Origin of the sequence: Methylocaldum sp. GT1BB (assembly GCF_051027545.1) — a bacterium.
In the GTDB taxonomy this organism is placed as follows: Bacteria; Pseudomonadota; Gammaproteobacteria; order Methylococcales; family Methylococcaceae; genus Methylocaldum.
Map to the genome: position 1 here is coordinate 3346206 of NZ_CP194902.1, position 23758 is coordinate 3369963.

Sequence of the window (23758 nt, forward strand, 5' to 3'; positions counted from 1 at the left end):
GATGATTCTCCACGAGCCGGGTTTCTTTCGGCGTCTTGCGAACCGCGCGGCCGTTGCCGCGCTCGTCCTGGCGGCGGGCGCCGCATCCGCCGCCGGCATTCCGCGCGACAGTTCCAACGGCCGCCAGATGTATCAGGGCGCGTCGATGAGCTGTTTGGTGGCCAACGACTTCTACGCCGTGCACTTCACCGCTCTGCAGGAAGGGCGTCATGAAGGGGAGCAAACCGATTTCGTCAAGTACTGCCAGGAAGTCCCGCGGCCCGGCAAGACCTATCTGACCCTCGACCTGCTCGACCGCGATGTTCGCAACATGCCTGTCAGCTTGCGCGTGGTCGAGGAGGAGTTCGGCGATGACGGTCGACTTCCGAAGGAAAAACGTACCCTGGCGGAAACGCCGGCTGCGGTCTACCGGAACGGTACGGCGGAAATTCACACCGACATCACGGAACCCGGCCATTATGCCGTGATCGCCGTGTTCGGCGAAAACGACGGCTTCGTCAGCGAGGACGATCGGCTGAGGGTGCCGTTCAGCGTCGGCATCGCCGTTCCGAACCCGTCCAACCGTTGGCCCGGCGCCTTGTTCGCCCTGATCGTCGCCATTGTTCTGTCGGTCGTATGCTGGCGCGTCTATCGGGGAATAAGGCCCAAGCTTCCGGTCCGCGCGGCGAATGATGACGCCGAACGGCCGGCGCCGGCGCGCCAGATTCCATGAAAGCGCCGGTCGTTCGACCCGTTTGCGGCCGATGCGCACACGGCAGCGGCATTCTGGCGATGCTCCTGCTGTTCGGTTCGGCGTGGCCGACTCGGGCGGATTGGGCGGAATTCGGCGGTTACGCGGCTCTCGCCGAAGTCGCCGTCGAAGCTGACTCGATCACGGTCAACCTGCGCCTTCGGGAAAGCGGTTTGCCCCGGTTGCGCTCGCTGCTCGGCCGTGCGGACGATACTCCCGCTTCGGAGCTTGCGGGGCAACTTCTGCGCATCGTGGCGGATCGGCAGCCGCTGCCGGAAGCGAAACCCGTGTCCGTGGCGAGGGTCGACTCATCGAAAGACCGGCGCCGAACCGCGGAGGCATATTACGAGGCCGATCTGAATTATCCCTTGGTCCGGCGGCCGAGGACCTTGCACCTGCTGCCCCCGGAGCGCGCCGGCAAGGACTTGGGTCTGATCGTTCTGCACCGGGGCGTGCCCGTGACCGATCTAGCGCCCTTGTCGAAACCGGCCCGCCTGCAATTGGACTGGAACGATTCGTGGCGGTCCCGATTCGATGATGCTGAAATGGCGCGCCGCCACACCGAACCGCGCTCCTTCGTCTATGTCGAGCCTTACGAAGTGCGGCACGAATTGCTGCTGAGGCTGTGCGATCTTCTGCCGCGGCTGAACTTTGCGCCCGTGAATCCGTACCGCATCGAAGGCGCGGAGCGGGAAAGGCTGAAACAGGCGATCGGCGACCTGCTGCTGCATCGCAATTCGCTGCGCCTGGACGGTGAGGCGGCGACGCCCCAGCTGGACCGGGTCGAGTTCATGCGTTATGGGCGCGGCGGCGTGGAAACCGTTGCGGACGGCGAGCCCGTCGACAGCGCCACCGCGGTCGTGGGAGCGATTCTGGTCTATCTGACCGAGCGTCCCGCTGCGGCCGTCGAGCTGAGCTGGGAGCTGTTCGACGCCGGCGGGGCATCGCGGCCGGTCAGCCTGCAACTGAACGACGAAACTTTCGAAGCCGACATGACGCGGCGCGATCCGGTCTTCCGCTGGTCGGTGGAGGAAGCGCTGAAAAATCCCGCTGTGCCGGAAGCCGCCTCGATGATCCAACAACCCTTGGCGGTGGCATCCGCTCCCGGCACCGTATTACTCCGCACTGCCGGCATTGCCCTCGCGGCAGCCGTCGGATGGTGCTGGCGACGGCGCCGGTTTTTGCCGCCGGGCACCGGCGCCCAACTGGGCGTGACCCTGGCCGTGGCCGGGTGCGTCGCCTTTTACCCGGAGATCGCGCACTTTCCCGCCCATGCCGGGAGCACTATCCCGGCGCTTCTCGGGGAGGAGACGATGAAAACCGAGCTGCGGGCCCTGCTGCATAATGTTTATCGGGCCTTTCAATTGCCGGAAGAGGAAGCGGCATACGACCGCCTGGCCATGAGCCTGTCGGGGGAGCTTCTGGACGACATTTATCTTCGCCAGCGCCGGGCTCTGTTGCAGCGGGGCAAGAGATTCGGCGGCGACGGTCGGGTCGAGCGGGTCGAGATTCTCTCCAGCGAAATCCAATCGGTGGACCCGAAATCCGGACGCTGCACGGTCGCCGCCCGCTGGATCGCCCACGGCGCGGTGTCGCATTGGGGCCATTCCCACCCGCGGACTACGCTTTACGCGGCGCGGCTGGTCCTGCGCCAGGCGGAAGATGGCCGCCTGAAGATCACGGACCTCGAATTTATCGAAGGGCGCAGGACGGACCCGGCGACGTAATGATCCAAATCGAAGACCTCGAATTTAGCTACCCGGGCGCCGAATTCCGCCTCGCCGTTCCCGAGCTCCGGATTTCCCACGGCGAGAAAATCGCCTTGATCGGGGCCAGCGGGGCGGGCAAGACGACCCTGCTGAAGCTGATGGCCGGCATCGCGGTCCCGCAGTCCGGGAACGTCCGCGTGGATGGCGTGCCTATGCGCGAGCTCACCGACCGTCAGCGGCGCAACTTCCGTGTTTCGCGCATCGGCTTCGTGTTCCAGGAACTGGAACTCCTCGAATATTTGAACGTACTCGACAACATCGTGCATACCTACCGGATCAATAGGGTTCTCAAGCTCAATGGGCGAGTGAGGGAGCGAGCGGCGGAACTGGCCGAGGCGGCGGGTTTGATGGGCAAGCTAAAGCGGATGCCGCGGGAACTTTCGCAAGGCGAACGGCAGCGGGTCGCGGTATGCCGGGCGCTGTTGCCGGAGCCGGGGCTGATCCTGGCGGACGAGGCGACCGGCAGTCTCGATCCGGGCAACAAGAGTCGGATTCTCGGCCTTTTGTTCCGGATGACAGAGCGCAACGGCGCGACGCTGGCGGCGGTCACGCACGACCACGAACTCCTGCCGCGCTTCGATCGGGTAATCGATCTGAGCGCTTTTCGCCGCTGACCGGATGCAGCACGATTTTTATCTCGCCTGGCGCTATCTTCGCCACAACAAGATCCGCAGCCTGATTCTGGCCGCTTGTCTGGCCATGATCACGGCGCTGCCTCAGGCTCTGCACCGCCTCCTGGACGAGGCCGAGCGCTGGATGTCGGCGCGCGCCGAAGCTACGCCCCTGTTGGTGGGGGCCCAAGGCAGCGCGGCGGACCTGGTGCTGAACGCTCTTTATTTCACCGACGCTCCGGCGTTCATCAGCATGGGCGAGGCCGACCGTATCGCGGCCACCAGCTGGGCCGATCCGCTGCCGGTTTACGCCCGGTTCCGGGTTCGCGGCCTGCCCCTGGTGGGCGTCACGACGGACTACTTCGTATTCCGCGGCTTGGCCCCGGCGGAAGGCGTTCTTCCGGCCCTGCTGGGGGATTGCGTGCTGGGGGCCGAAGCCGCCGAGCGTCTGAAACTCGCACCGGGGGACGTTCTTCCGACAACGCCGGAAAACGTTTTCAACCTGGCCGGCGTCCATCCGCTCAAGTTGAAAGTGGTCGGCATCCTGGCGAAATCCCGCGCTCCCGACGACCGGGCCGTGTTCGTGGATCTTCAGACGGCCTGGGTGATCGAGGGATTGGGGCACGGCCATGAGACCGGGCCGGGGGTGGGCAGGGCGGATGCGGCGTTCGCGCCGTTATCGGGCGATGTCTCGGCCTACACCGAAATCACCCCGGACAACCTGGCATCCTTCCACTTTCACGGCGATCCGGCCGACTTTCCCATCAGCGCGGTGATCGCGGTTCCGCGCGACGTGCGTTCGGCCGCCCTGCTGCGTGGACGCTATCCGGACAGCGAAGCCAAGACGCAAATCGTCCGTCCCTTGGACGTGACCCGTAGCCTGCTACAAAACATCTTCCGCATCGGCGCGCTGTTCGATGCCATTCTTCTGCCATTGGGCGCTGCCGCGCTGCTCATGGTCGCGCTGGTCTTCGCGCTGTCGCTCCGACTGCGGCAGCGCGAAATCGAGACCATCCATCTGATCGGCTGTTCGCCGCTGACCGTGGTCCGGCTGATGGCCGCGGAAATCGCGCTCATCGCGCTGGGCGCCGGAACCCTCGGCTTGGTTCTGGTGCAAGCGGTCCGTGCCGGTGCAGCCGAATTCGTCCGCCATTTCGTTATCGCCTGAGGGAGTTATCCGTGTTTATCTCTTTTTCATGGCGCCGAGTCGCGCCGTACTTGCTGTTTTTAACCGTCGCGGCGACTACCGGTCAGGCGAGCGCCGCCGGCTCACCCGGATTGAAGATCGTCGCCGCAAACTATCCTCTGGCCTATTTCGCCGAGCGGCTGGCGGGCGCCAGGGCGCGTGTGGTTCTACCGGTTCCGACCGGCGCCGATCCGGCGTTTTGGCAACCGAGCGCCGAAACGGTGGGCGAAATGCAGAAAGCGGACCTGATTCTCCTCAACGGTGCCGGTTACGAAAAATGGCTGCCTCAAGTAAGCCTGCCGCGCCTCGGGCTGGCGAACACATCCCTGGCGTTCCGGAACGCTTATCTCCGGATCGAGAACGCCGTCGTCCATAGCCACGGACCCGGTGGCCGACACGCCCACGAAGGTTCAGCCTTCACTACCTGGCTGGATTTCGATCAGGCCGGAAAGCAGGCGCAGGCCGTCGCCGATGCGATCGTCCGAAAGCGGCCGGAATGGAAGAGCGTAGTGACTGGAAACCTGAAGCCACTGCTGGATGACCTTGCCGGCTTGGATGCCGAAATGAAACAAACGGTTGCCGCGGATTCCCGCCGGCCGCTGCTTGCCTCCCACCCTGTCTATCAGTACCTGGCCCGCCGCTACGGTCTGAATCTGAAAAGCGTTCACTGGGAGCCCGACGAAATGCCGCCCGCCGCGGAGTGGAGCGCCTTGCGGGGCCTGCGGGCGAACCATTCGGCGCGCTGGATGATCTGGGAAGCCCAACCCGCTCGGGAGATTGCCGCGAAGCTGAAGACTATGGGTATCGAAAGCGTCGTGTTCGACCCCTGCGCCAATCGACCGGAAGACGGTGATTTTCTGATGGTGATGAAGCGAAACATGGAGGAATTGAAGACGGCGTACCGGTGAAAAAGAGGGCGGACTTTACGAAACTGAGCACAGTCACGACGATTCGGCGTCGTCGCGGCTTCCGGTACAAGGCTGTAACGGAGAAAAAGGATTGCTGTCGGGAATCGGCGTCATAATAGTCCGGCTCTAAAATCCTTCTGCCGGATTCTTCGGCACCATCGGCGGTCCGAATGGCGCTACCGATGCGCCTTGTGCATTCGATATTTTTGCCGATATCGCTTCGACAACCGTTGCCCGTGCTCCTCACACAAGAAACGGTGTTCGCCGGTGAGTCCGGGTACGTTCATGGGCTTTCTGAGATCATAAACCGCCGGCTTGCGGCATTGCTCGCCGACCCAGCACAAAGGGCTATGGTTATGCATGCGTCCTTTCCTCTTCTGACGAGACCAAGGAGGTAATCATGCAAAAACAGGACCATTGCCATCTATGCGAGGGGCTGGATCGGCTTATTCCGTTCGGCATTCGAGTGAACATTATGTAGGGTGGGTTAGCGGAGCGTAACCCACCGATCCGAGACTGCTCAGTGGGTTACGGCCGCGCGGCCTAACCCACCATCGATGGGTTTCGCTTCGCTCTACCCATCCTACAAAATGAATTCCTGATTGAAAGCGATTTTGAATTACAGCCTATCCAAGCAGGTCTTGAAACTCTTCGACAAGCTCGGTGCGAGCCCTGGCCTCAAGCGCCGAGAGGGTTTTTATTCCGCTTTTTCGCCGGGCCAAACCTGCACGAAACCATCCCGATTCGGCATCACGACCCGAGGCAATGTTCCCGCATTCATTTCCGCCCGTTCGTCGACAATACCGTTAATATGCAAAAGGTAAGCCGTGACCGCGTAAACCTGGTCCTCGCTTAGACTGCGGGGTGCGTCCAAGGGCATCGAGCGGCGGATGAAATCGAACAGAGTGGTTGCGTAAGGCCAATAAGTGCCGACGTTTTTGTCCGGATGAGGGCCGGTCAAAGAGCCGCCTCCGGCCAGTTCGCCAGCACTTCCGCCCATGCCTTTGGGCCCGTGGCAGGATACGCACTTCATGTCGAAGATGGCTTTGCCTTCGAGAGCCGTGCCTTTGCCTGGCGGAAGACCGGCGCCGTCGGGGAAGACGTTGATGTCCTGAGCCGCGATCTCACCGGGCGACGCGGGACGGCCCAGCTTGGGGCTTTCCGGCGCGGCGGCGACCGCGGCATTCATGCCGAACAAAAGTAGTGCCGGGGCCAACCACCGTGGCCCGCTTCGGTTACGATCGTTACGCATAGACATGGCTCACAGTGCCATCGGCGGCCACGGCCCAACTGACGATGGCGTTATAGTGGAAATAACCGTGCCGCCCGCGTTCTGCAATGAGCGCCCGGCGCTCCGGCTGGACATAGCCGGTTTCGTCCACGGCGCGGCTTTTGAGCACCAGGGGAGAGCCGTCCCAGCGCCACGGCAGGCGGAAACGGGTAAAACATTGCGGCAAAACCGGTTCCTGCAGCGCCGCTTCCGCCCAACTGCGTCCGCCGTCGGCCGAGATGTCGACCCGCTTGATCCGGCCCCGGCCGCTCCAGGCCAAGCCGCTGATCCGGTAAAGGCCTGGACCTCGTAGATGCTGGCCGGGCGAGGGAAAGGTGATGATCGACTTCGCATCCATGACGAACGTGAATTGCCGCGCCTTGCCGGAAGGCAGCAATTCGGTGTACTTGGCGGTTTCGTTGCGGGCCATCACCGGCTGATTCGCCACCTGCAAGCGGCGCAGCCATTTGACGCTGAGAACCGCTTCCCATCCCGGCAGTATCAGTCGCAACGGGTAACCGTTCTCCGGGCGCAAGCGTTCGCCGTTCTGATAAAGCGCGAGAATCGCGTCATCCATGGCTTTTTCGACCGGAATGCTGATGTTCATCGCGGCGGCGTCCGCGCCTTCGGCGATGAGCCAGCGGGCGTCGGGCCGCAGGCCGGCCTCGTCCAGGATGACGGCGAGCGGAACGCCGGTCCACTCGCTGCACGAGGCCAGACCATGAAAATAGCCGACGGGCGTCTGTATGGGCTCCTCGTGCCAGCCGGCATTGCTGTTGCCCCCGCATTCGACGAAGCAGAGGCGGGAGACCATCGGGTAGCGCAACAGGTCTTCGATGCCGAAAGACAGCGGATTTTCGACCAGCCCGTGAATCAATAGGCGATGTTGGTGCGGATCGATCTGCGGCACGCCATTATGGTGCCGTTCGAAATGAAGACCGTTGGGCGTGACGATGCCTTCGAGTTTATGCAGAGGGGTCCAGGAAATGCCATTGCCCGGCGCGCCGGAATTGGCCGAGATCCAGCGTATGGCCTCTTTTTCGTGAGGCGAGGGGCGGCCGTAATTGGTGAAAGGTTCGCCCGGCGTCTTCATCCAAGGCGGTTCTTCGGCCAGACCTTGGCGCATGTGCCCGACGAGTGCGGCGCCGGCGCCGAACGCCAGTCCTTTTTTCAGAAACAGCCTGCGGTCCAGCAAACCGCCACCCGCCACGGGCTGCAACAGCCCCGGCTCGCGTGCCTCTTGGTCGCTCATTGCGCATCCTTTTTCGGAAGAAATCGGCTGTCGATCTTACTCCGATCGGGAGGCGCAAAGCACCACGGTTTTTCGTGGCCGCCGATCTCCGGACGCCATGTTGTCGTCGTCGGCCACGATAAGAAATTTCGCCTTTCAGGCGAGAATCAGTAAGATTCGTTCAGAAATCGAAAACCGAATGGGTGTGCGGATGCAGGACAGGATGGCCTGCGGCCGGATAAAGAATAATTTTTGATGAAACATCTATGGCTAAGGCAATACAAAAAAACAAGAAACCTGGTCAGAGCGGCCGTAGTTCTGTCGATACCGTGAAACGGGTGTCCGACGATGCGTGACTTTGCAGCCTTTATCATGCGAAGCCGGCTGCATGCGATCGCAATAGCCGGGTTGTTCGGTGTTTTGTCGCTGAAGGTACTTCCGTTCGCCTTGCTCAGCGCTGCGGCGCTCGGTTTGGTCGCATTACGCAAAGGCTGGCTGGAAGGCGCGGTCGTGGCGATCGGTGCCGCGGTCGTGGTCGGGGCCGGCTTTTTTCTGATGGAGCTCAGGCCGGGATTGAATTTCCCGGTCGTGTTTGCGCTCTGGCTGCCGCTGCTGATTTGCGCGGAAGTTTTGCGGCGCACGGAGTCCCAGGGACTGGCGCTGCTTGTGGTGGGACTGACGGTCGGTCTGTTCGTCTTGGGAATGCATTTGGTTACCGGCGATGTGGTCGCCTTCTGGCAGTCATGGCTGAGGCGGGCTGTCGCCGCGGTGCCCGGTGCCACCGTTCAGGGGTTCGAGCGGGACGGAACCTTGCGCCTGATGAATGGTCTGATCGCCGTGCTTTACGGGATCGGCCTGATGTTCAGCCTGTTGTGCGCCCGTTGGCTGCAATCCCTGGTCTACAATCCCGGCGGATTCGGTCCCGAGTTTCAGCGTCTTCGACTGCCACGGCTCGCTTTACCGGTGGTCGTCGGCGCAATTTGGGCGTCGGGTACGGTGAGCCCGATCTTGGTCGCCGATCTCCTCATGGTCGCCGTGATGATTTATTTCTTCGCCGGATTGGCGATCGTGCACGCCCTGGTCGCCTTTCGCCGTTTGCACTGGACATGGTCGGCACCGCCGTATGTGGCTTTGATATTCGCGCCTCAATATGCCGTCGTGGGACTTGCTTTGGTCGGTGCCTTCGATGCCTTGATCGATTTTCGGACCCGAGTGAGGAAAAGGTGAGTCGGTGATGCGTCAGGCGCGCGGATTGCTAATCAGGATCGAGCGATGATTCCTTATCGGGACACCATTCCGACCCGGTATACGCCATGGATGACCTGGACGCTGATCGTGCTGAATCTGGCCGTTTTTGCCTACACCCAGTCGCTGTCCGAACAAGACTTGTACTTTTTTCTGAATTTCCATGGGCTGGTGCCGGCGCGGTATACGAATCCCGAGTGGGCGGCCAGGGTGGGGTACCCGGCCGGCGACTACACGCCGTTCGTGAGCAGTATGTTCATTCATGGCGGAGCGCTCCATCTGGTTCTCAACCTCTGGTTGCTTTGGATATTCGGAGACAACGTCGAGGACCGCATGGGGGGCGTGAGGTTTCTGGCCTTTTATCTGCTCTGCGGTTTGATTGCCGGAGCGGTGCATATTTACACCAATTCCCACTCCAATATCCCGACGATCGGAGCTTCCGGCGCCATAGCGGGTGTCATGGGGGCCTATTATTTCCTGTTTCCGTACGCTCGCGTGGTGATCTGGATGTTCTTCCTGCCCTGGTTCGTGGAGGTGCCGGCTATCGCCTTTTTGGGAATTTGGGTGATGATACAGCTTTATAAAGTCACCGTCGGTCTGCCGTCCGACGAGCCTTTCGCCGATGTCGCCTGGTTCGGGCATCTCGGCGGTTTCATAGCCGGTATGTTGTCGTATCGTCTCTTTTTGCTCTCCGGACGGAAGGACGACTCGTATTACAGAAGGCATTCGACCTGATTCATGACTTATCGCGTCCATCCGTCCGAACGGATTGCCCATCGCGTCGACCGGAACCATTTTCTCTGCCTCTTGAGCGAGCATATTGAGAGAGGGCGCCTGCTGTTCGATACGGAAGATCTCCGCCCCTATGAATGCGACGGGCTTTCCGCCTATCGGGAGCTGCCTTGGATCGTCGCTTTGCCGGAAACGATAGAAGAGGTGCAAGCCGTAGTTCGGCTGTGCCGGGAGCACGGCGTGCCCGTGGTCGCGCGGGGTGCGGGTACCGGGCTTTCCGGCGGGGCCTTGCCTATCGCCAACGGCGTCTTGCTGAGCCTCGCCAAATTCAACCGGATCATCGAAATCGACCGCGCGAACCGGACCGCCCGAGTCCAGCCGGGCGTCCGCAATCTCGCCATCTCGGAAGCCGCCGCGCCTTACGGGCTTTACTACGCGCCCGATCCGTCCTCGCAGATCGCCTGCACCATCGGCGGTAACGTCGCGGAGAACTCGGGCGGCGTCCATTGTCTCAAGTACGGATTGACCGTCCATAACGTCCTCCAGGTCCGGGTCGTGACCATGGACGGCGAGCTCGTTGTGCTGGGCGGATCGGGGTACGACAGTCCAGGTTACGATCTGCTGGCGCTGATCACCGGTTCCGAGGGCTTATTGGGCGTGATCGTCGAGATTACCGTGAAGCTGCTTCCGATTCCCCCTTGCGCACAGGTGCTTTTGGCATCCTTCGACAGCGTCGAGGAGGCGGGCGGGGCGGTGGCCGCCATCATCGGCGCCGGCTTGCTTCCGGCCGGCCTCGAAATGATGGACAACATCACCATTCGGGTGGTGGAAGACTTCGTGCATGCGGGCTATCCGACCGGCGCCGCGGCGATCGTGCTCTGCGAATTCGACGGTATTGCCGAGCAGGTCGAAAGCGATCTTTTCAAGGCGCGGGAAATTTTCCGGGCGGAAGGCGCGACCGAGGTCCGTCAATCGACCAGCGAGGCCGAGCGCAAGACATTCTGGGCGGGCCGCAAGGCGGCATTTCCGGCGGCTGGGCGCATTTCTCCCGATTATTACTGCATGGACGGCACGATTCCGCGCAAGCGTTTGCCCGAAGTATTGCGCCGGATTTCGGAACTCTCGGCGCAATACGGGCTGGTCGTCGGCAATGTGTTTCATGCCGGCGACGGCAATCTGCATCCGCTCATCTTGTACGATGCAAACAATCCCGGAGACCTGGAGCGCGTCGAAGAGCTGGGCGGGAAAATCCTGGAGGCTTGCGTCGAGGTCGGCGGGACCATTACCGGCGAACACGGCGTCGGGATCGAAAAGATCAATCAGATGTGCGTTCAGTTCCGGGCCGCTGAACTGGCGCAATTCCACTCGGTCAAAGCGGCTTTCGATCCCGCCGGGCTGCTCAATCCCGGAAAAGCGATCCCTACGCTGCACCGATGCGCCGAATTCGGCGCGATGCACGTTCATCGCGGACGTGTCGCTCATCCCGAGCTGGAACGTTTCTGATGGACGCCGATCTCAGCGAGAGCCTTCGTCAAGCCGTAGCGGAGGCGACGGATTCCGGAACGCCGCTCACGATCGTCGGCAGCGGGAGCAAGACCTTTTATGGCAGACCGTCGTCCGGCAGCGTGCTGGGAACGGCCGGACACGCCGGAGTCCTGCGCTACGAGCCGACCGAGTTGGTGCTGACCGTGCGCTGCGGCACGCGGCTGTCCGACATCGAATCCGTTCTAGCCGAGTGCGGCCAGATGCTGCCTTTCGAACCGCCTCATCTCGGCGAGAACGCAACCCTGGGAGGCACGCTGGCCTGCGGATTTTCCGGTCCCCGTCGGCCTTTCGCGGGCTCAGCGCGCGATTGCATGCTGGGTTGCAGGATCCTGAACGGCAAGGGCGAAATGCTTTCGTTCGGCGGCGAAGTCATGAAAAACGTCGCCGGTTTCGACATTTCAAGGCTCATGGTAGGCGCCATGGGCACGTTGGGCGTGATCCTGGAGGCGTCGCTCAAAGTGTCGCCCAAACCCGAGCGCGAGTTGACCGTGTGTTTCGAACGGAGCATCGAAGAAGCCTTGAACACCATGAATCTGTGGTGTTCCCAGCCGTGGCCGCTGTCAGGATTGGCCTATGACGGCAGCCGAATCTATGCGCGGTTGTCGGGTTCGGACCGGGCCGTCGATGCCGTATACCGAAAATTCGGCGGCGACGTTTGCGCCGAGGGGGACGAGTTCTGGCGGGACTTGCGCGAGCAGCGTCACGAATTCTTCCGCGCCGACGGCAACCTTTGGCGGATATCCCTGGCACCGGCCACCCCGGCTCTGGATTTGCCGGGTACGTGGTTCTACGACTGGGGCGGCGCGCTGCGCTGGCTGAAGACCGGCGCTCCGTCGGAGAACGTATTCCGGGCGGCGGAAGCGGCCGGCGGTCATGCGAGCTTGTTTCGAGGTCGATCCGGCGACGGGCGGGTGTTTCAGCCATTGCCGAACGGTTTGAAAGCTTTGCATGCGAGTCTGAAGCGGGCCTTCGATCCCATGGGCTTGTTCAACCCCGCACGGCTTTACGAGGACCTCTGATGCAAACCAGGCTGGCCGATTTCGTCAAAGACACGCCCGATGGTCGGGAAGCTGACGCGATTCTCAGAAATTGCGTGCATTGCGGATTCTGTACGGCCACGTGCCCGACCTACCAGCTTTTGGGGGATGAACTGGACGGTCCGCGCGGCCGCATTTATCTGCTGAAACAGATGTTGGAAGGACAGCCGGTCACGGCCAAGACGCAATTGCACCTGGACCGCTGCCTGACCTGCCGGGCTTGCGAAACGACCTGCCCGTCCGGCGTTCGGTACGGCAGGCTGGCCGATATCGGAAGGGGAATACTCGAGGAGAAAGTCCGGCGTCCCTGGCTGCAACGCGTTCAGCGGCTGGCTCTGCGCAAGCTGATGCCGTATCCCGAGCGCTTCGGCCTGCTCGTGGGGCTTGCCAGGCTGGCTCGGCCCGTGCTGCCGGCGGCGGTCCGTGCCAAGATCCCCCCCAAGACTTGGAGCCCGGCGTGGCCGCCCGCGAGACATGCCCGCAGGGTGCTGATCCTGAAAGGTTGCGTGCAACCAGTGATGGCACCGGCCGTCGACGCCGCCGCCGCGAATGTCCTGGACAGAATCGGCATCAGCGCGATTCGCGTCCAGGGGAGCGGCTGCTGCGGGGCACTGAGCCATCATCTGGCGGCACACGAGGAAGGCGCGGCGTTCATGCGGCGCAACATAGACGCCCTGTGGCCGCATATCGAACGGGGGGCGGAGGCGATCGTCAGCACCGCCAGCGGCTGCGGGGTGATGCTGAAGGAATATGTCGACGTGCTCAAGCACGACCCACGGTACGCCGCGAAGGCCGAACGCATCTCCGCGCTGGCGAAGGATATCGGCGAGGTCTTGGCCGGCGAGGACTTGTCCCCGCTCAGGAGATCGAATGAACGCCGAATCGCGTTCCATTCGCCCTGCACGCTCCAGCACGGCCAGAAATTGAGCGGATTGGTCGAAAGCCTGCTGTCGGGATTGGGGTTCGAGCTGACTCCCGTCGACCAGCCCCATCTCTGCTGCGGTTCGGCCGGAACGTACTCGTTGCTGCAGCCGGAGCTTTCCCGGCGGCTTTTGGTCGAGAAAATCCGAGGTCTCGAACAAGGCCGGCCGGAGTGCATCGCGACCGCCAACATAGGCTGCTGGGCTCATTTGCGGTCCAGGGCCAAGGTGCCGGTCCGTCACTGGATCGAATTGCTTCAGCCGTAATTCCGCAACTTTTGTCGCGACGCTGACCTCTTGACAAGCTCGATTGTCGAATGCTAAACCGACGCCGATATCAAGAAATGAATTGTTTCCTTCATGTAGCGAGTTGTGTCAATCAGCAATCAGGAGGACGGTCATGAAGCGTATGTACTATCTCACCAGTAATCTCGACAGCACCGAGCAGATTTCGAACGATATGCACCAGGCAGGCATTACCGACTGGCATTTTCATGTCGTCAGCAAAGACGAGGCAGGCCTTTACCGACGTCATATACACGCTGCAAATCTCATTCAAAAACATGACGTTATCCGATCCGGCGAACGCGGGGCGGTGATAGGCGGCATCGTTGCATTGTTAGCTACGGCGTATGTCATGGCCGCTGAGCCCTTCGGATCGGACGTCAGCGGCTTGGTCTATGTTGCGATCTTCGGCTTCATCACGCTCTTCGGAGCCTGGGTAGGCGGTTTGAGCGGCTTGGCTACGGAGAATCACGCCATAGCCCAGTACCACGACGACATTAACGCCGGGAAATATCTGATCATGATCGACGTGCGCCGCGACCAGGAGGAGAGCGTCCGCTCGCTGATGGCGGAAAAGCATCCGGAAGCACGGCTGATGCGGGTGGGCTCGACTTTCGTCAATCCGTTCGAGTTTGCCAAAACGACACCTGCCTGAATTATTAATCCTTTACGCTTGGCCCTCGGTATTCACGCGATACTAGGTCGTTTGGAACAAACGATCGGTGGCTAATTTTGGTAAAATTTGGCCACCGATCCGTTTTCCTGCCGAGAATGACCCAAAAACTTTTCATAGAAACCATTGGTTGCCAAATGAATGAGTACGATTCCGCGAAGATGCGCGACGTACTCCATGCTTCCCATGGCTTCGAGCTGACCAACGACCCCGAGGAAGCCGATGTCTTGCTGCTGAATACCTGTTCAGTCCGGGAAAAGGCACAAGAAAAGGTTTTTTCGGAATTGGGACGCTGGCGCCCGCTCAAGGACAAGAAACCCGGCGTCGTCATAGGCGTCGGCGGTTGTGTCGCCAGCCAGGAAGGGGAGGCCTTGCAGCGGCGCGCCCCCTATGTCGATATGGTTTTCGGTCCGCAGACCCTGCATAGGCTGCCGGAACTGCTGGACAAAGTAAGAAAGGATAGAGCGCCCGCCATCGATGTTTCTTTCCCGGAGATCGAAAAGTTCGATGCGCTTCCGGAGCCGCGCGCGGAAGGACCCAAAGCCTTTGTCTCGATCATGGAAGGGTGCAGCAAATATTGTACGTTTTGTGTCGTACCTTACACGCGGGGCGAAGAGATCAGCCGTCCTTTGGACGACGTGATCGCGGAAATCGTCGCTTTGACGGAGCAGGGCGTGCGCGAGGTGGTGTTGTTGGGACAGAACGTCAATGCGTACCGAGGTGTGATGGCCGACGGCGAAATCGCCGATTTTGCTTTGCTGCTGAATTACGTGGCTGCGATCGACGGTATAGAGCGCATTCGATTCACCACGTCTCACCCGGTGGAATTTACCGACAGTCTAATCGAAGCTTACGCGGAAATTCCAAAACTGGCAGACCATTTGCATCTCCCCGTACAAAGCGGCAGCAACCGAGTTTTGAGCTTGATGAAACGCGGACATACCCGCGAAGAGTACATCGAGAAAATGCAGAGGCTGCGGGAGGTCAGACCCAACCTCAGTTTGTCGTCGGATTTTATCGTCGGATTTCCCGGCGAAACCGAACAGGACTTCGAAGAGACCATGGATATGATAGAAACTCTGGGTTTCGATCATTCTTACAGCTTTATTTACAGTCCCCGTCCCGGTACGCCGGCGGCCGAAATGACAGACGATGTGCCCATGACGGTGAAAAAGGAACGCTTGGCCCGGTTGCAGACGAGAATCAACGAAATGTCGGCGGAAATTTCCCTCGGCATGGTCAATACGGTGCAGCGTATATTGGTCGAGGGCCTTTCGAAAAAGGATTACGCTCAACTGAGCGGACGTACCGAGAACAACCGGGTAGTCAATTTCTCGGGCCCGTCGAAGCTAACCGGTCAATTTCTGGATGTCCTGATCGTCGAAGCACTGCCCAACTCGCTGCGGGGCAGATGGGTAAACACCTCGGCTCCCGATTTTTCAACCCACGAGACCAGCGGTCTCACCGCATAACTTGCTTAATCATCTGAACTCCTTGCATCTCACTTTAGAACCCGCCGACAACGAGCGGCTGGCCAGTTTGTGTGGCCAATTCGATGAACATCTGCGCCAGATCGAAAGACGGCTGGGCGTGGAGATCGCCAACCGCGGCAATCAGTTCGAAATCATAGGCTCCGGCAAACCGGTGCAGGCCGCGTACAAAGTGCTTCAAAGCCTGTTCGATGCGACCTCGCACGAGGTGATGACGCCCGAGCGCGTCCATCTGTCCTTGCAGGACTCCAATATCGCCGCCATGCTGGAAAGTGCCGGCGACGAGGTCGAACCGCTCGCCATCCGAACCAAGCGTGGCGCGATCAAGCCGAAAGGCGCCAATCAGCAGCGTTATCTCAAGAATATCCAGAGCCACGATATCAACTTCGGCGTCGGCCCCGCCGGAACGGGCAAGACCTATCTGGCCGTGGCTTGTGCCGTTGCCGCCTTGGAACGGGACGAAGTCAGGCGCCTGATTCTCGCGCGTCCGGCGGTCGAAGCCGGCGAGAAGTTGGGCTTCTTGCCGGGCGACATGGCGCAAAAGGTGGATCCTTATTTGCGGCCCTTGTACGACGCTCTCTACGAAATGCTGGGTTTCGAGCGGGTGGCCAAGCTCATCGAGCGCAACGTGATCGAGGTGGCGCCTCTCGCGTTCATGCGCGGACGCACCTTGAACGAGTCGTTCATCATCCTGGACGAGGCGCAGAACACGACCGTCGAGCAGATCAAGATGTTTCTGACCCGGGTGGGGTTCGGTTCCAAGGCCGTGATCACCGGCGACATTACCCAGATCGACCTGCCACGCAACAAGGAATCGGGGCTAAGACATGTCTTGGAGGTCTTGCGCGATGTCGAAGGCATCAGCTTTACCTTCTTTACGTCTCAGGACGTCGTGCGCCATCCTCTGGTGCAACGTATCGTCGCCGCTTACGAGGCCTACGAGCGAGCGAATGTGACCGATCGATCAGCATGATCCTAGAAACGGCAGTTGACCGCTTCGATGCATCAGAAAAGTCCAATGAATTATAAGTGTCCAACCGTGTACCGATCTCACCTGTTCGGTGAAACCACTACGCGCGCGATTGCACGGCGGACGGGCCGCCTGGCGGCGTTGCTCCTTCTTGTGGGGGACGGCCCCACGGCGGCGTCGCGCCTTGCCATCCGGCCCGTCCGCCGCACACTCGCGCGCGTCCAACTGCCGTTTCTAGGATGATAAGCGTCGAAGTCCAGCACGCCACAGTGCGGCAGTGGGTCCCGGAAGACGGAAAATTTCTGCACTGGGCGAGCGCGGCGGCGAAACGGGAGGATGCCGAGTTAGTCATACGGATTGTGGACGAGACGGAAAGCGCCGAATTGAACGAGCATTACCGGCACAAGGCCGGACCGACGAATATTCTCAGTTTTCCTTTTGAAGTGCCGGAAGGCGTTCCCAATCAGTTGCTGGGCGATCTCGTCATCTGTGCCGCCGTCGTCGAGCGCGAAGCGCGCGAGCAAGGCAAAACACTCGAAGCCCACTGGGCGCATATGGTGGTGCACGGTGTGCTGCACCTGCAAGGTTATGATCACATCTCGGAAAGCGACGCCGCCGTCATGGAGGCGGAAGAGATCGCTATTCTCAATGATCTAGGATTTCCCAATCCCTATGAGGAGATCATCACGTCATGAACGAGGAGCAAACGGGCGAGCATCGAAGTTGGCTCGAACGACTAGGCCTTTTCTTCACGGGTGAGCCCGAGGACCGCGAGGATTTATTGGAATTGTTGCGCGCTGCTCAGAAGCGGAATCTGATCGAGCTGGAAGCGCTTTCGATGATCGAAGGGGTCATGCAAGTCTCGGAACTCAAGGTCCGTGACATCATGATTCCCAGAGCCCAAATGGTCGTGGTTTCGCAGGATGCGGAACTGGAGACGATATTTCCGTTGGTGGCCGAGTCCGCCCATTCCCGCTATCCCGTCATTGGAGAGGATCGTACCGAAGTGGTCGGCATTCTCCTGGTGAAGGACCTTTTGATTCACAGCCTCAAGGACAAGACGAAGCGGGTAAAGGAAATCATGCGTCCCGCCCAATTCGTCCCGGAAAGCAAACGACTCAACGTGCTGCTCAAAGAATTCCGTACGACCCGCAGTCACATGGCTATCGTGGTCGACGAGTACGGCGCTGCGGCCGGTTTGGTGACGATCGAGGACGTCTTGGAACAGATCGTCGGAGAGATCGAGGACGAGCACGATTTCGGCGAAGAGGAATACATTTTCAGGAAGAACGATCGCGAATATACGTTGAAGGCTCTGACGCCGATCGACGAGTTCAACGATTACTTTTACGTCGACTTCAACGACGATGAATTCGATACCATCGGGGGGCTGATCGTTCACCAACTCGGCCATGTCCCCAAGAGGGGCGAGAAAGTGGAGATCGATCGCTTCCGCTTCATCGTGCTGCGGGCCGACAGTCGCCGCGTGCACTTACTGAAGCTGATCCTTCTGCCCCAGCCCGAAAGTCAATCCGAGACTAGCGCTCGCGTGGATTGATAAGATTCTGACCGTGTTTTACGACATCCTGGCTCTGATCGGCGGTCTATTGTTGCCGCTGGCGTTTGCCCCGTTCGACTATCCCATTCTTGCCGTCATCGGCTTATTTCTCTTGTTCGCAAGCTGGCTGAACGTCTCGCCGGGGAGGGCGTTTTTGCGCGGCTATCTATTCGGCTTGGGACAATTCGGCCTGGGCGTTTCCTGGGTTTACGTCAGCATGCACGATTACGGCGGCGCCAGTCCGCTGGAGGCCGCAGCGCTGACCTTCGTGTTCACGGCCTTCCTGGCGCTTTATCCGGCACTGGCAGGTTGGCTTTCGCGTCGCTTTTTCATCGGAAGCCGGATCTATCAATCGCTCATCGTTTTCCCGGCCGTTTGGATTTTGGGGGAATGGGTACGAGGCTGGTTCCTGACAGGGTTTCCGTGGCTGCAAGTCGGCTACAGCCAAATCGACACCCCGTTGGCCGCCTACGGCCCCGTCCTCGGGGTCTACGGTATCGGCTGGGTGGTGGCCTTCGTGGCGGGAGGAGTCCTCGCGGCATTTCACTCGGCGCGCAAACCGCGGACCCTCATAGCCGTTGCGATCGTCTTAGTGCTCGGCATGGGTAGGGTGCTGAGCGGCGTTTCCTGGACGCAGCCTGCGGGTGAGCCGTTCAAGGTGACCTTGCTCCAGGGTAACGTGCCTCAAGACATGAAATGGCAGCCCGAATTCCAGCGGGAAACGCTGCAAATGTACACCGAGATGACGCGGAAATCGTGGGGTTCGCGGCTAGTCGTTTGGCCGGAAACCGCCATTCCGGCGTTTTACCATCAGGTCAAGGAGACCTTTCTTGCCGATCTGGAGACGGAAGCGGCGGCGCGGGGTACCGATCTCCTGATCGGCGTACCGTTTTACGATCAAACCCAAGACCGCTATTTCAATGCGGTCGTTGCGCTGGGGGAAACGCCGGGGATCTATTTCAAACGGCATTTGGTACCTTTCGGAGAATATCTGCCGCTGCGGCCGGTGCTGGGTTTCATACTGGACATTCTGGAAATTCCTCTGTCCGATTTCGCCAGCGGAAACGGCGGCCAAGCGGCTCTGGTCGCTGCGGGGCATCCTCTGGCAGCCTCGATCTGCTATGAGGACATCTTCGGCCAGGAGTCGCTGGCCGTTCTACCTCAGGCGGCGTATCTCGTGAACGTTACGAACGACGCCTGGTTCGGCGACTCTATCGCACCCCACCAACATGTGCAGATGGCACGGATGAGGGCGCTCGAAACCGGACGTTACATGCTGCGCGCCACCAACACCGGTATAACCGCGATTATCAGCCCTAAGGGCAAAATCGATGTCGCCGCGCCTTTGTTTCAGCGTACTCAGGTGACCGGGACGATCACGCCCATCGACGGCAGCACGCCTTACGCGCGGTGGGGCGACTGGCCGGTCGTCGTGGTTCTGGTAACGGGCTTGAGTTTCGCCGCTTGGCGTCGTCGGCGCATCCTACAGACGGATTCGTCAGCCGAGTAGGTCGGGAATCCTTTCCCGACATCACGGGTTGGTTAGGCGTTCGTCGGCAAAGGCTTGTTGATCCGCGCCTATCCCATGACGCCCTACGCCGCGATCGACGGCAATGGCAGCCTTCGGTTCTCGCGCAGCAGACGGCCGAATTGCTCCGCCGTGACCGGACGGCTCGAATAATAACCCTGCATGTCGTCGCACCTGTGCCGGCAGAGGAAAGTCAATTGTTCCAGGGTTTCCACGCCCTCCGCGATGACCTTGAGACCAAGGGTGTGGCCCAGCGAGATGACGGTCTGCACGATCACGGCGTCATTGGTGTCGGTTGCGATGTCGCGGACGAAGGACTGGTCTATTTTCAGCCGGTCGAACGGTAGCCGCTTGAGATAACTCAGGCTGGAATAGCCCGTTCCGAAATCGTCCACCGAAAGCTTTACGCCCAACTCTTTCAATTCCTCCAAAATCGGAATGAAACGCTCGGGATCGTGCATGACCATGGTTTCGGTCAATTCCAGTTCCAGATAGCGGCCTTCCAGTCCGGTTTCCCGTAGCGTCTGGTTGACCAGTTTGACGAGATTTCCGCGTTTCAATTGCTTAGCCGAAAGATTGACGGCGACGTCGAACGGCGACAGTCCCGCATCCTGCCAGGCTTTGCTCTGCAAACATGCGGTTTTCAGAGCCCAAGAGCCGATCGCGTGGATTAAACCGGTTTCCTCGGCCATGGGGATAAACCGGGAAGGCAACACCAAGCCTAAGTCCGGATGGCGCCACCGGATCAGCGCTTCCGAGCCGATGATCCTTCCGCCCCTGAGTTCGACCTTGGGCTGATAAAAGAGCTCGAATTGCTGCTGTTCCAAAGCCCGCCGCAACGCGCTTTCCATTTTGATGCGTTCGATCGCGCGCTGGCTCATTTCGCGGGCATAAAGCCTGAAACCGCTGCCGCCTTCCTCCTTGGTTCGGTACATCGCCGTGTCCGCATGCTTGAGCAGCGTCTCCATGTCTTCGCCGTCGGCGGGATAAACGCTCGCTCCGATGCTGCCGCTCATGAACAGTTCGCGTCCCTCGATCAGGAAAGGTTTGGCGATAGCCCGCAAGATCTTGACGGCTACGAACTCGATGTCTTCCATTCTTTCGAGATCCGAGAGCAAGATGAGGAATTCGTCGCCGCCTTGCCTGGCTACCGTATCGCCCTCGCGGACGGACGCCTGGAGACGCTCGGCGACGGCCTGTAGCAAGGCGTCGCCGAGCGCGTGGCCGAAGCTATCGTTGACATCCTTGAACCGGTCCAGATCGAGAAACAGCAAGGCTAAAGGCCGCTCGGTGCGCTTGGCATGGGCCAGCGCCTGGGACAGGCGGTCGGCGAGCAGGGTGCGGTTGGGTAAATGAGTCAGGGCATCGTGGGTCGCCAGGTACTCGATGCTGGCCTCATATTTCTTTCGCTCGGTAATGTCACTTGCGACGCCGTCGAGACGCATAGGGTTTCCGGCCTTGTCGTAAATGACCTTGACCCGGTCTTCCAGCCAGCGTATTTCGCCGTCCGGACGCAGAATACGGTATTCCGCGGTCAACGTACCCGTCTCCAATAGCTCTCCCAGGGTTTTCTGCATCCGCTCCCGGTCATCGGGATGGACGCTTTGCAGCCAGAGGTCCTTGTTCTTCATGAAGTCAGCGACGGGCCGGCCCCAAACTTTCTCCGCCGCGGCGTTGACGTAAAGCGTTTCGCCGGTCGTCGGCGAGAGAGACCAAACGATATTGTCTATCGAGCCGAGGATGCTGCTCAGTTTTTCTTCGGAAATCTTGAGTTCTTCCTCGGTACGTTTACGTTCCACGAACAGGCCGATTTGGCTGCCGATCGCGGTGAACATGTTCATCAAATCTTCCTTGGGTTTGCGGATTTCCCGGCTGAAAAACTCGATGGCTCCGAGCACCCGGCCCTCGAAGCGTATCGGAAAGCCGAATGCGGCGCGGAGCCCGGCATTTCCGGCGAGTGAGGCTCGCAAGAAGCTGGGGTCCCGTGAGAGATCCGCAATCCAGATGGACTTTGCGGACATCCAGATGCGTCCCGGCAGTCCTGCTCCGGGCGCAAAACTCATCGACCGGCTGGACGCTGCGAATTCCTCGGTATCGGAACCGTCCCTGCGCCAGAGGCCCGCGCAGCGCGCCACTTTCGCCCTGTCGTCCACCACCCATAGCGCCCCCACATCCACATCCCAGTTCAGAGTCTCGCAAATCACTTGCAGAATCTTTGGGCTCGCTTCCGCTACCGTTGCCGACTCGGCCAAAATCCGGGCTACTTCGTATTGCGTCGTCAGACGCCGTTCCGCGCGATCGCGGGCTGCTTGGGTTCGGAGGTTGGCTATGCCGTATGCGATATCGTCCGCCAGCTCTTCCATCAGGGCCTGTTCATCGGGACCGAACGCGCCCGGCACGTTGTCGTAAATGCTTAAGGCGCCAAATGTATGGGAGTCGGTTTTGAGGGGGAGGGCGATGACGGAGCGATAGCCCCGCGAGAGAACGTTTTCCCGCCAACCGGGCCATTCCCGAATGATCGCCAGGTCCGGCACGACAACCGTTCTTCCGCTGCGGATCGCCCTGCCGACGGGCGTGCAACAGCTGTCCGTGTCCATCTTGGTGAATCGCCATTCTTGAAGGCACCCGACTTCGCAACCTGCGTGGGCGACCGGGACCAGCGTTCTGTGTTCTTCGTCGCGGACCACGCCGATCCAAGCCATCGGATAGTGGCCCGCTTCGACCATGGTTTGGCACATCTGATCGAACAGGTCGTGCTCCTCCCGGGCATGAATCAACGCGTGGTTGCATTCGGCCATCACGGCGCGCGCACGCAAGGTTTTGCGCAACGACTCCTGAGCCTGCTTACGTTCGGTGATTTCGAGCTGCAAGGCCACGGCCCGGCGCTGCAATTCGTCGTAGAATCCGAGATTTTCATAAGCGGTCGCCACCTGGGCCGTTACGGTAGCGGCGATATCCTCATCGATTTCGTCGAATTCCGCCGCTCCCACCTTATTGGCGACATAAACCCAGCCATAGAGTCGGCTCGAGGATGCAATCGGCAAACCGAGGAGGGAATAGACCGGCGGGTGTGCGGCGGGCAGACCCAAGACCTCGGGATCGCCGCTCAATCCGGCAACGCGCAGTGGACGGCGTTCGGTCAGCAAACGGGCCAAAATTCCGCTTTTGGGCGGCAACGAGTTCGAAAGATCTATCGTTAGGTCTTCCATGCCGCGAGTGTAGACCCGGCACAGGTGTACCTCGTCCTCCTCCAGCAAGCCGACGACGGCATATTGGGCGGCACAGACGTCGTGGGCTGCCCGGCAAAAGGTCTCGAGCAGCCGTTCCGGATCGCGGACCGAGGTAAGTTCCAGTCCCAACTCGATGAGCGTGGCGAGCCTGAGACTGATCTCCTGCAGACGAGTCAGGGACATCGAGAAGCGTGCGGCAATGTCGCGTAACTCGGGCTCTCCGACTGCCGCCGGTGCGGACTCGATGATCCGCGCTACCGACTGGCGGATCGTCTCGATATCGGAGAAGTAGCCTGTGAGTTGGCCGGTTATGTCGCCGAGCGACTCCGTACCGCGCTGAGTCGCCGTCTCGGGCAGACGGTCGGGTTCTATCGCGGGCAGCCCGAGCACGTTTTGTACGACGCCGAGAATTTCCTCGGGCGAGGAGGGTTTGGCCAACACGGCGGTCACTCCGCAGGCCTCGGCCAAGCTTCGCGCTTCCGGCGTGCGGTAGGTTGCGGTGTAAAAGATCACGCGGGTATCCGCGAGCGACGGTTCGGCGCGGAGACGGTTTACCAGTTCGTATCCGTCGATAGCCGGCATCAAGATATCGGTGATAACCAGATCGGGATGCTCGGCTCGGACGAGGTCCAGAGCTTCCGCGCCGTCCGAAGCCTCGAGCAGGCGATGGCCGCCGTAGCCGAGGAGCGTTACCAGAAACTCTCGGTTTAGGGGGCGGTCGTCAACGATCAGAATCTTAGCCATACCGGGCTCCGTCCAGACAATGCTCGATCATTTTCAGCAAGTCAGCGGTTCGATGGGTTTATTAACCCGGCCCATAAATGTAGGCCGAGTTATTTC

Annotated in this window: 20 protein-coding genes; 16 read left to right on the forward strand and 4 right to left on the reverse strand. The window is 60.4% G+C overall.

Going from position 1 to position 23758, the window contains the following annotated elements:
• The first annotated feature begins 1 nt into the window (after window position 1).
• Genes ACR2TX_RS16395 through ACR2TX_RS16415 form a run of 5 tightly spaced genes read left to right on the forward strand, consistent with a single transcriptional unit; the run spans window position 2 to window position 5204 of the window.
• Window positions 2-712: a hypothetical protein gene (locus ACR2TX_RS16395; protein WP_156881024.1), complete on the forward strand. Its 711-nt coding sequence runs from the start codon at window positions 2-4 to the stop codon at window positions 710-712.
• On the forward strand, window positions 709-2457 hold the full coding sequence (locus ACR2TX_RS16400; RefSeq protein WP_434130163.1) for a hypothetical protein: 1749 nt from the start codon (window positions 709-711) through the stop codon (window positions 2455-2457). Before ACR2TX_RS16395 ends, ACR2TX_RS16400 begins: the two co-directional genes overlap by 4 nt.
• On the forward strand, window positions 2457-3113 hold the full coding sequence (locus tag ACR2TX_RS16405; RefSeq protein ID WP_434130165.1) for an ABC transporter ATP-binding protein: 657 nt from the start codon (window positions 2457-2459) through the stop codon (window positions 3111-3113). The genes ACR2TX_RS16400 and ACR2TX_RS16405 overlap by 1 nt, the downstream gene beginning before the upstream one ends.
• A gap of 4 nt (window positions 3114-3117) precedes the next feature.
• Window positions 3118-4278 (forward strand): ABC transporter permease, encoded by a 1161-nt coding sequence (locus ACR2TX_RS16410; protein WP_434130167.1) that lies wholly within the window; start codon window positions 3118-3120, stop codon window positions 4276-4278.
• 11 nt (window positions 4279-4289) lie between these two features.
• Window positions 4290-5204: a metal ABC transporter substrate-binding protein gene (locus tag ACR2TX_RS16415; RefSeq protein WP_434130169.1), complete on the forward strand. Its 915-nt coding sequence runs from the start codon at window positions 4290-4292 to the stop codon at window positions 5202-5204.
• Window positions 5205-5380: 176 nt separating this feature from the next.
• Here ACR2TX_RS16415 and ACR2TX_RS16420 read toward each other — a convergent pair whose 3' ends face one another.
• The 3 genes from ACR2TX_RS16420 to soxC all read right to left on the reverse strand — a co-directional run bounded on the left by ACR2TX_RS16420 (window position 5381) and on the right by soxC (window position 7726).
• The gene (locus tag ACR2TX_RS16420) at window positions 5381-5566 is read right to left on the reverse strand and encodes a hypothetical protein (protein WP_077730119.1); all 186 of its coding nucleotides are present in this window, start codon (window positions 5564-5566) and stop codon (window positions 5381-5383) included.
• A 335-nt stretch (window positions 5567-5901) separates the two neighbouring features.
• Window positions 5902-6456, reverse strand: a complete 555-nt coding sequence (locus ACR2TX_RS16425) for a c-type cytochrome (RefSeq protein WP_240507135.1) — start codon at window positions 6454-6456, stop codon at window positions 5902-5904.
• Complete coding sequence (gene soxC, locus ACR2TX_RS16430; RefSeq protein WP_434130172.1) at window positions 6449-7726, reverse strand: sulfite dehydrogenase; 1278 nt, start codon at window positions 7724-7726, stop codon at window positions 6449-6451. The genes ACR2TX_RS16425 and soxC overlap by 8 nt, the downstream gene beginning before the upstream one ends.
• 327 nt (window positions 7727-8053) lie before the next feature.
• Here soxC and ACR2TX_RS16435 point away from each other — a divergent pair, with 327 nt between their 5' ends.
• From ACR2TX_RS16435 to lnt, 11 genes are all read left to right on the forward strand, one after another.
• A complete protein-coding gene (locus ACR2TX_RS16435) occupies window positions 8054-8932 on the forward strand; it encodes a hypothetical protein (RefSeq protein ID WP_077730122.1) in 879 nt (292 codons plus the stop codon).
• 45 nt (window positions 8933-8977) lie between these two features.
• Window positions 8978-9685: a rhomboid family intramembrane serine protease gene (locus ACR2TX_RS16440; RefSeq protein WP_077730123.1), complete on the forward strand. Its 708-nt coding sequence runs from the start codon at window positions 8978-8980 to the stop codon at window positions 9683-9685.
• 3 nt (window positions 9686-9688) lie between these two features.
• Window positions 9689-11185 carry an FAD-linked oxidase C-terminal domain-containing protein gene (locus ACR2TX_RS16445; protein WP_434130175.1) on the forward strand — a complete coding sequence of 499 codons (1497 nt, stop codon included), beginning with the start codon at window positions 9689-9691 and terminating at the stop codon, window positions 11183-11185.
• Window positions 11185-12246, forward strand: a complete 1062-nt coding sequence (glcE, locus tag ACR2TX_RS16450; RefSeq protein WP_434112422.1) for a glycolate oxidase subunit GlcE — start codon at window positions 11185-11187, stop codon at window positions 12244-12246. Before ACR2TX_RS16445 ends, glcE begins: the two co-directional genes overlap by 1 nt.
• Window positions 12246-13451 carry a glycolate oxidase subunit GlcF gene (gene glcF, locus ACR2TX_RS16455; protein ID WP_077730126.1) on the forward strand — a complete coding sequence of 402 codons (1206 nt, stop codon included), beginning with the start codon at window positions 12246-12248 and terminating at the stop codon, window positions 13449-13451. Before glcE ends, glcF begins: the two co-directional genes overlap by 1 nt.
• Before the next feature lie 133 nt (window positions 13452-13584).
• Complete coding sequence (locus ACR2TX_RS16460) at window positions 13585-14124, forward strand: hypothetical protein (RefSeq protein WP_077730127.1); 540 nt, start codon at window positions 13585-13587, stop codon at window positions 14122-14124.
• A 116-nt stretch (window positions 14125-14240) separates the two neighbouring features.
• Window positions 14241-15614: a tRNA (N6-isopentenyl adenosine(37)-C2)-methylthiotransferase MiaB gene (gene miaB / locus ACR2TX_RS16465; RefSeq protein WP_434130177.1), complete on the forward strand. Its 1374-nt coding sequence runs from the start codon at window positions 14241-14243 to the stop codon at window positions 15612-15614.
• A 13-nt stretch (window positions 15615-15627) separates the two neighbouring features.
• Window positions 15628-16605, forward strand: coding sequence for a PhoH family protein (locus ACR2TX_RS16470; protein ID WP_086135619.1), 978 nt, complete (start codon window positions 15628-15630; stop codon window positions 16603-16605).
• Window positions 16606-16841: 236 nt separating this feature from the next.
• Complete coding sequence (gene ybeY / locus ACR2TX_RS16475; protein ID WP_077730129.1) at window positions 16842-17297, forward strand: rRNA maturation RNase YbeY; 456 nt, start codon at window positions 16842-16844, stop codon at window positions 17295-17297.
• The gene (locus ACR2TX_RS16480) at window positions 17294-18160 is read left to right on the forward strand and encodes an HlyC/CorC family transporter (protein WP_077730130.1); all 867 of its coding nucleotides are present in this window, start codon (window positions 17294-17296) and stop codon (window positions 18158-18160) included. Before ybeY ends, ACR2TX_RS16480 begins: the two co-directional genes overlap by 4 nt.
• A gap of 13 nt (window positions 18161-18173) precedes the next feature.
• Entirely contained in the window at window positions 18174-19670 is a 1497-nt protein-coding gene (gene lnt / locus ACR2TX_RS16485; protein WP_434130180.1) for an apolipoprotein N-acyltransferase, read from the forward strand.
• A gap of 83 nt (window positions 19671-19753) precedes the next feature.
• On the opposite strand, the gene ACR2TX_RS16490 is transcribed toward lnt, so the two are convergent.
• On the reverse strand, window positions 19754-23662 hold the full coding sequence (locus tag ACR2TX_RS16490; RefSeq protein WP_133717303.1) for an EAL domain-containing protein: 3909 nt from the start codon (window positions 23660-23662) through the stop codon (window positions 19754-19756).
• Window positions 23663-23758 lie beyond the last annotated feature (96 nt).

Bases quoted from the DNA above. Each gene is read 5' to 3' on its own strand.
- ACR2TX_RS16410 (WP_434130167.1), top strand. From the start codon at position 3,118: ATGCAGCACGATTTTTATCTCGCCTGGCGCTATCTTCGCCACAACAAG.
- glcE (WP_434112422.1), top strand. From the start codon at position 11,185: ATGGACGCCGATCTCAGCGAGAGCCTTCGTCAAGCCGTAGCGGAGGCG.
- soxC (WP_434130172.1), bottom strand. From the start codon at position 7,726: ATGAGCGACCAAGAGGCACGCGAGCCGGGGCTGTTGCAGCCCGTGGCG.
- ACR2TX_RS16440 (WP_077730123.1), top strand. From the start codon at position 8,978: ATGATTCCTTATCGGGACACCATTCCGACCCGGTATACGCCATGGATG.
- ACR2TX_RS16420 (WP_077730119.1), bottom strand. From the start codon at position 5,566: ATGCATAACCATAGCCCTTTGTGCTGGGTCGGCGAGCAATGCCGCAAG.
- glcF (WP_077730126.1), top strand. From the start codon at position 12,246: ATGCAAACCAGGCTGGCCGATTTCGTCAAAGACACGCCCGATGGTCGG.
- ybeY (WP_077730129.1), top strand. From the start codon at position 16,842: ATGATAAGCGTCGAAGTCCAGCACGCCACAGTGCGGCAGTGGGTCCCG.
- ACR2TX_RS16490 (WP_133717303.1), bottom strand. From the start codon at position 23,662: ATGGCTAAGATTCTGATCGTTGACGACCGCCCCCTAAACCGAGAGTTT.
- ACR2TX_RS16480 (WP_077730130.1), top strand. From the start codon at position 17,294: ATGAACGAGGAGCAAACGGGCGAGCATCGAAGTTGGCTCGAACGACTA.
- ACR2TX_RS16400 (WP_434130163.1), top strand. From the start codon at position 709: ATGAAAGCGCCGGTCGTTCGACCCGTTTGCGGCCGATGCGCACACGGC.
- ACR2TX_RS16395 (WP_156881024.1), top strand. From the start codon at position 2: ATGATTCTCCACGAGCCGGGTTTCTTTCGGCGTCTTGCGAACCGCGCG.
- ACR2TX_RS16460 (WP_077730127.1), top strand. From the start codon at position 13,585: ATGAAGCGTATGTACTATCTCACCAGTAATCTCGACAGCACCGAGCAG.
- ACR2TX_RS16435 (WP_077730122.1), top strand. From the start codon at position 8,054: ATGCGTGACTTTGCAGCCTTTATCATGCGAAGCCGGCTGCATGCGATC.
- ACR2TX_RS16425 (WP_240507135.1), bottom strand. From the start codon at position 6,456: ATGCGTAACGATCGTAACCGAAGCGGGCCACGGTGGTTGGCCCCGGCA.
- ACR2TX_RS16405 (WP_434130165.1), top strand. From the start codon at position 2,457: ATGATCCAAATCGAAGACCTCGAATTTAGCTACCCGGGCGCCGAATTC.
- ACR2TX_RS16445 (WP_434130175.1), top strand. From the start codon at position 9,689: ATGACTTATCGCGTCCATCCGTCCGAACGGATTGCCCATCGCGTCGAC.
- miaB (WP_434130177.1), top strand. From the start codon at position 14,241: ATGACCCAAAAACTTTTCATAGAAACCATTGGTTGCCAAATGAATGAG.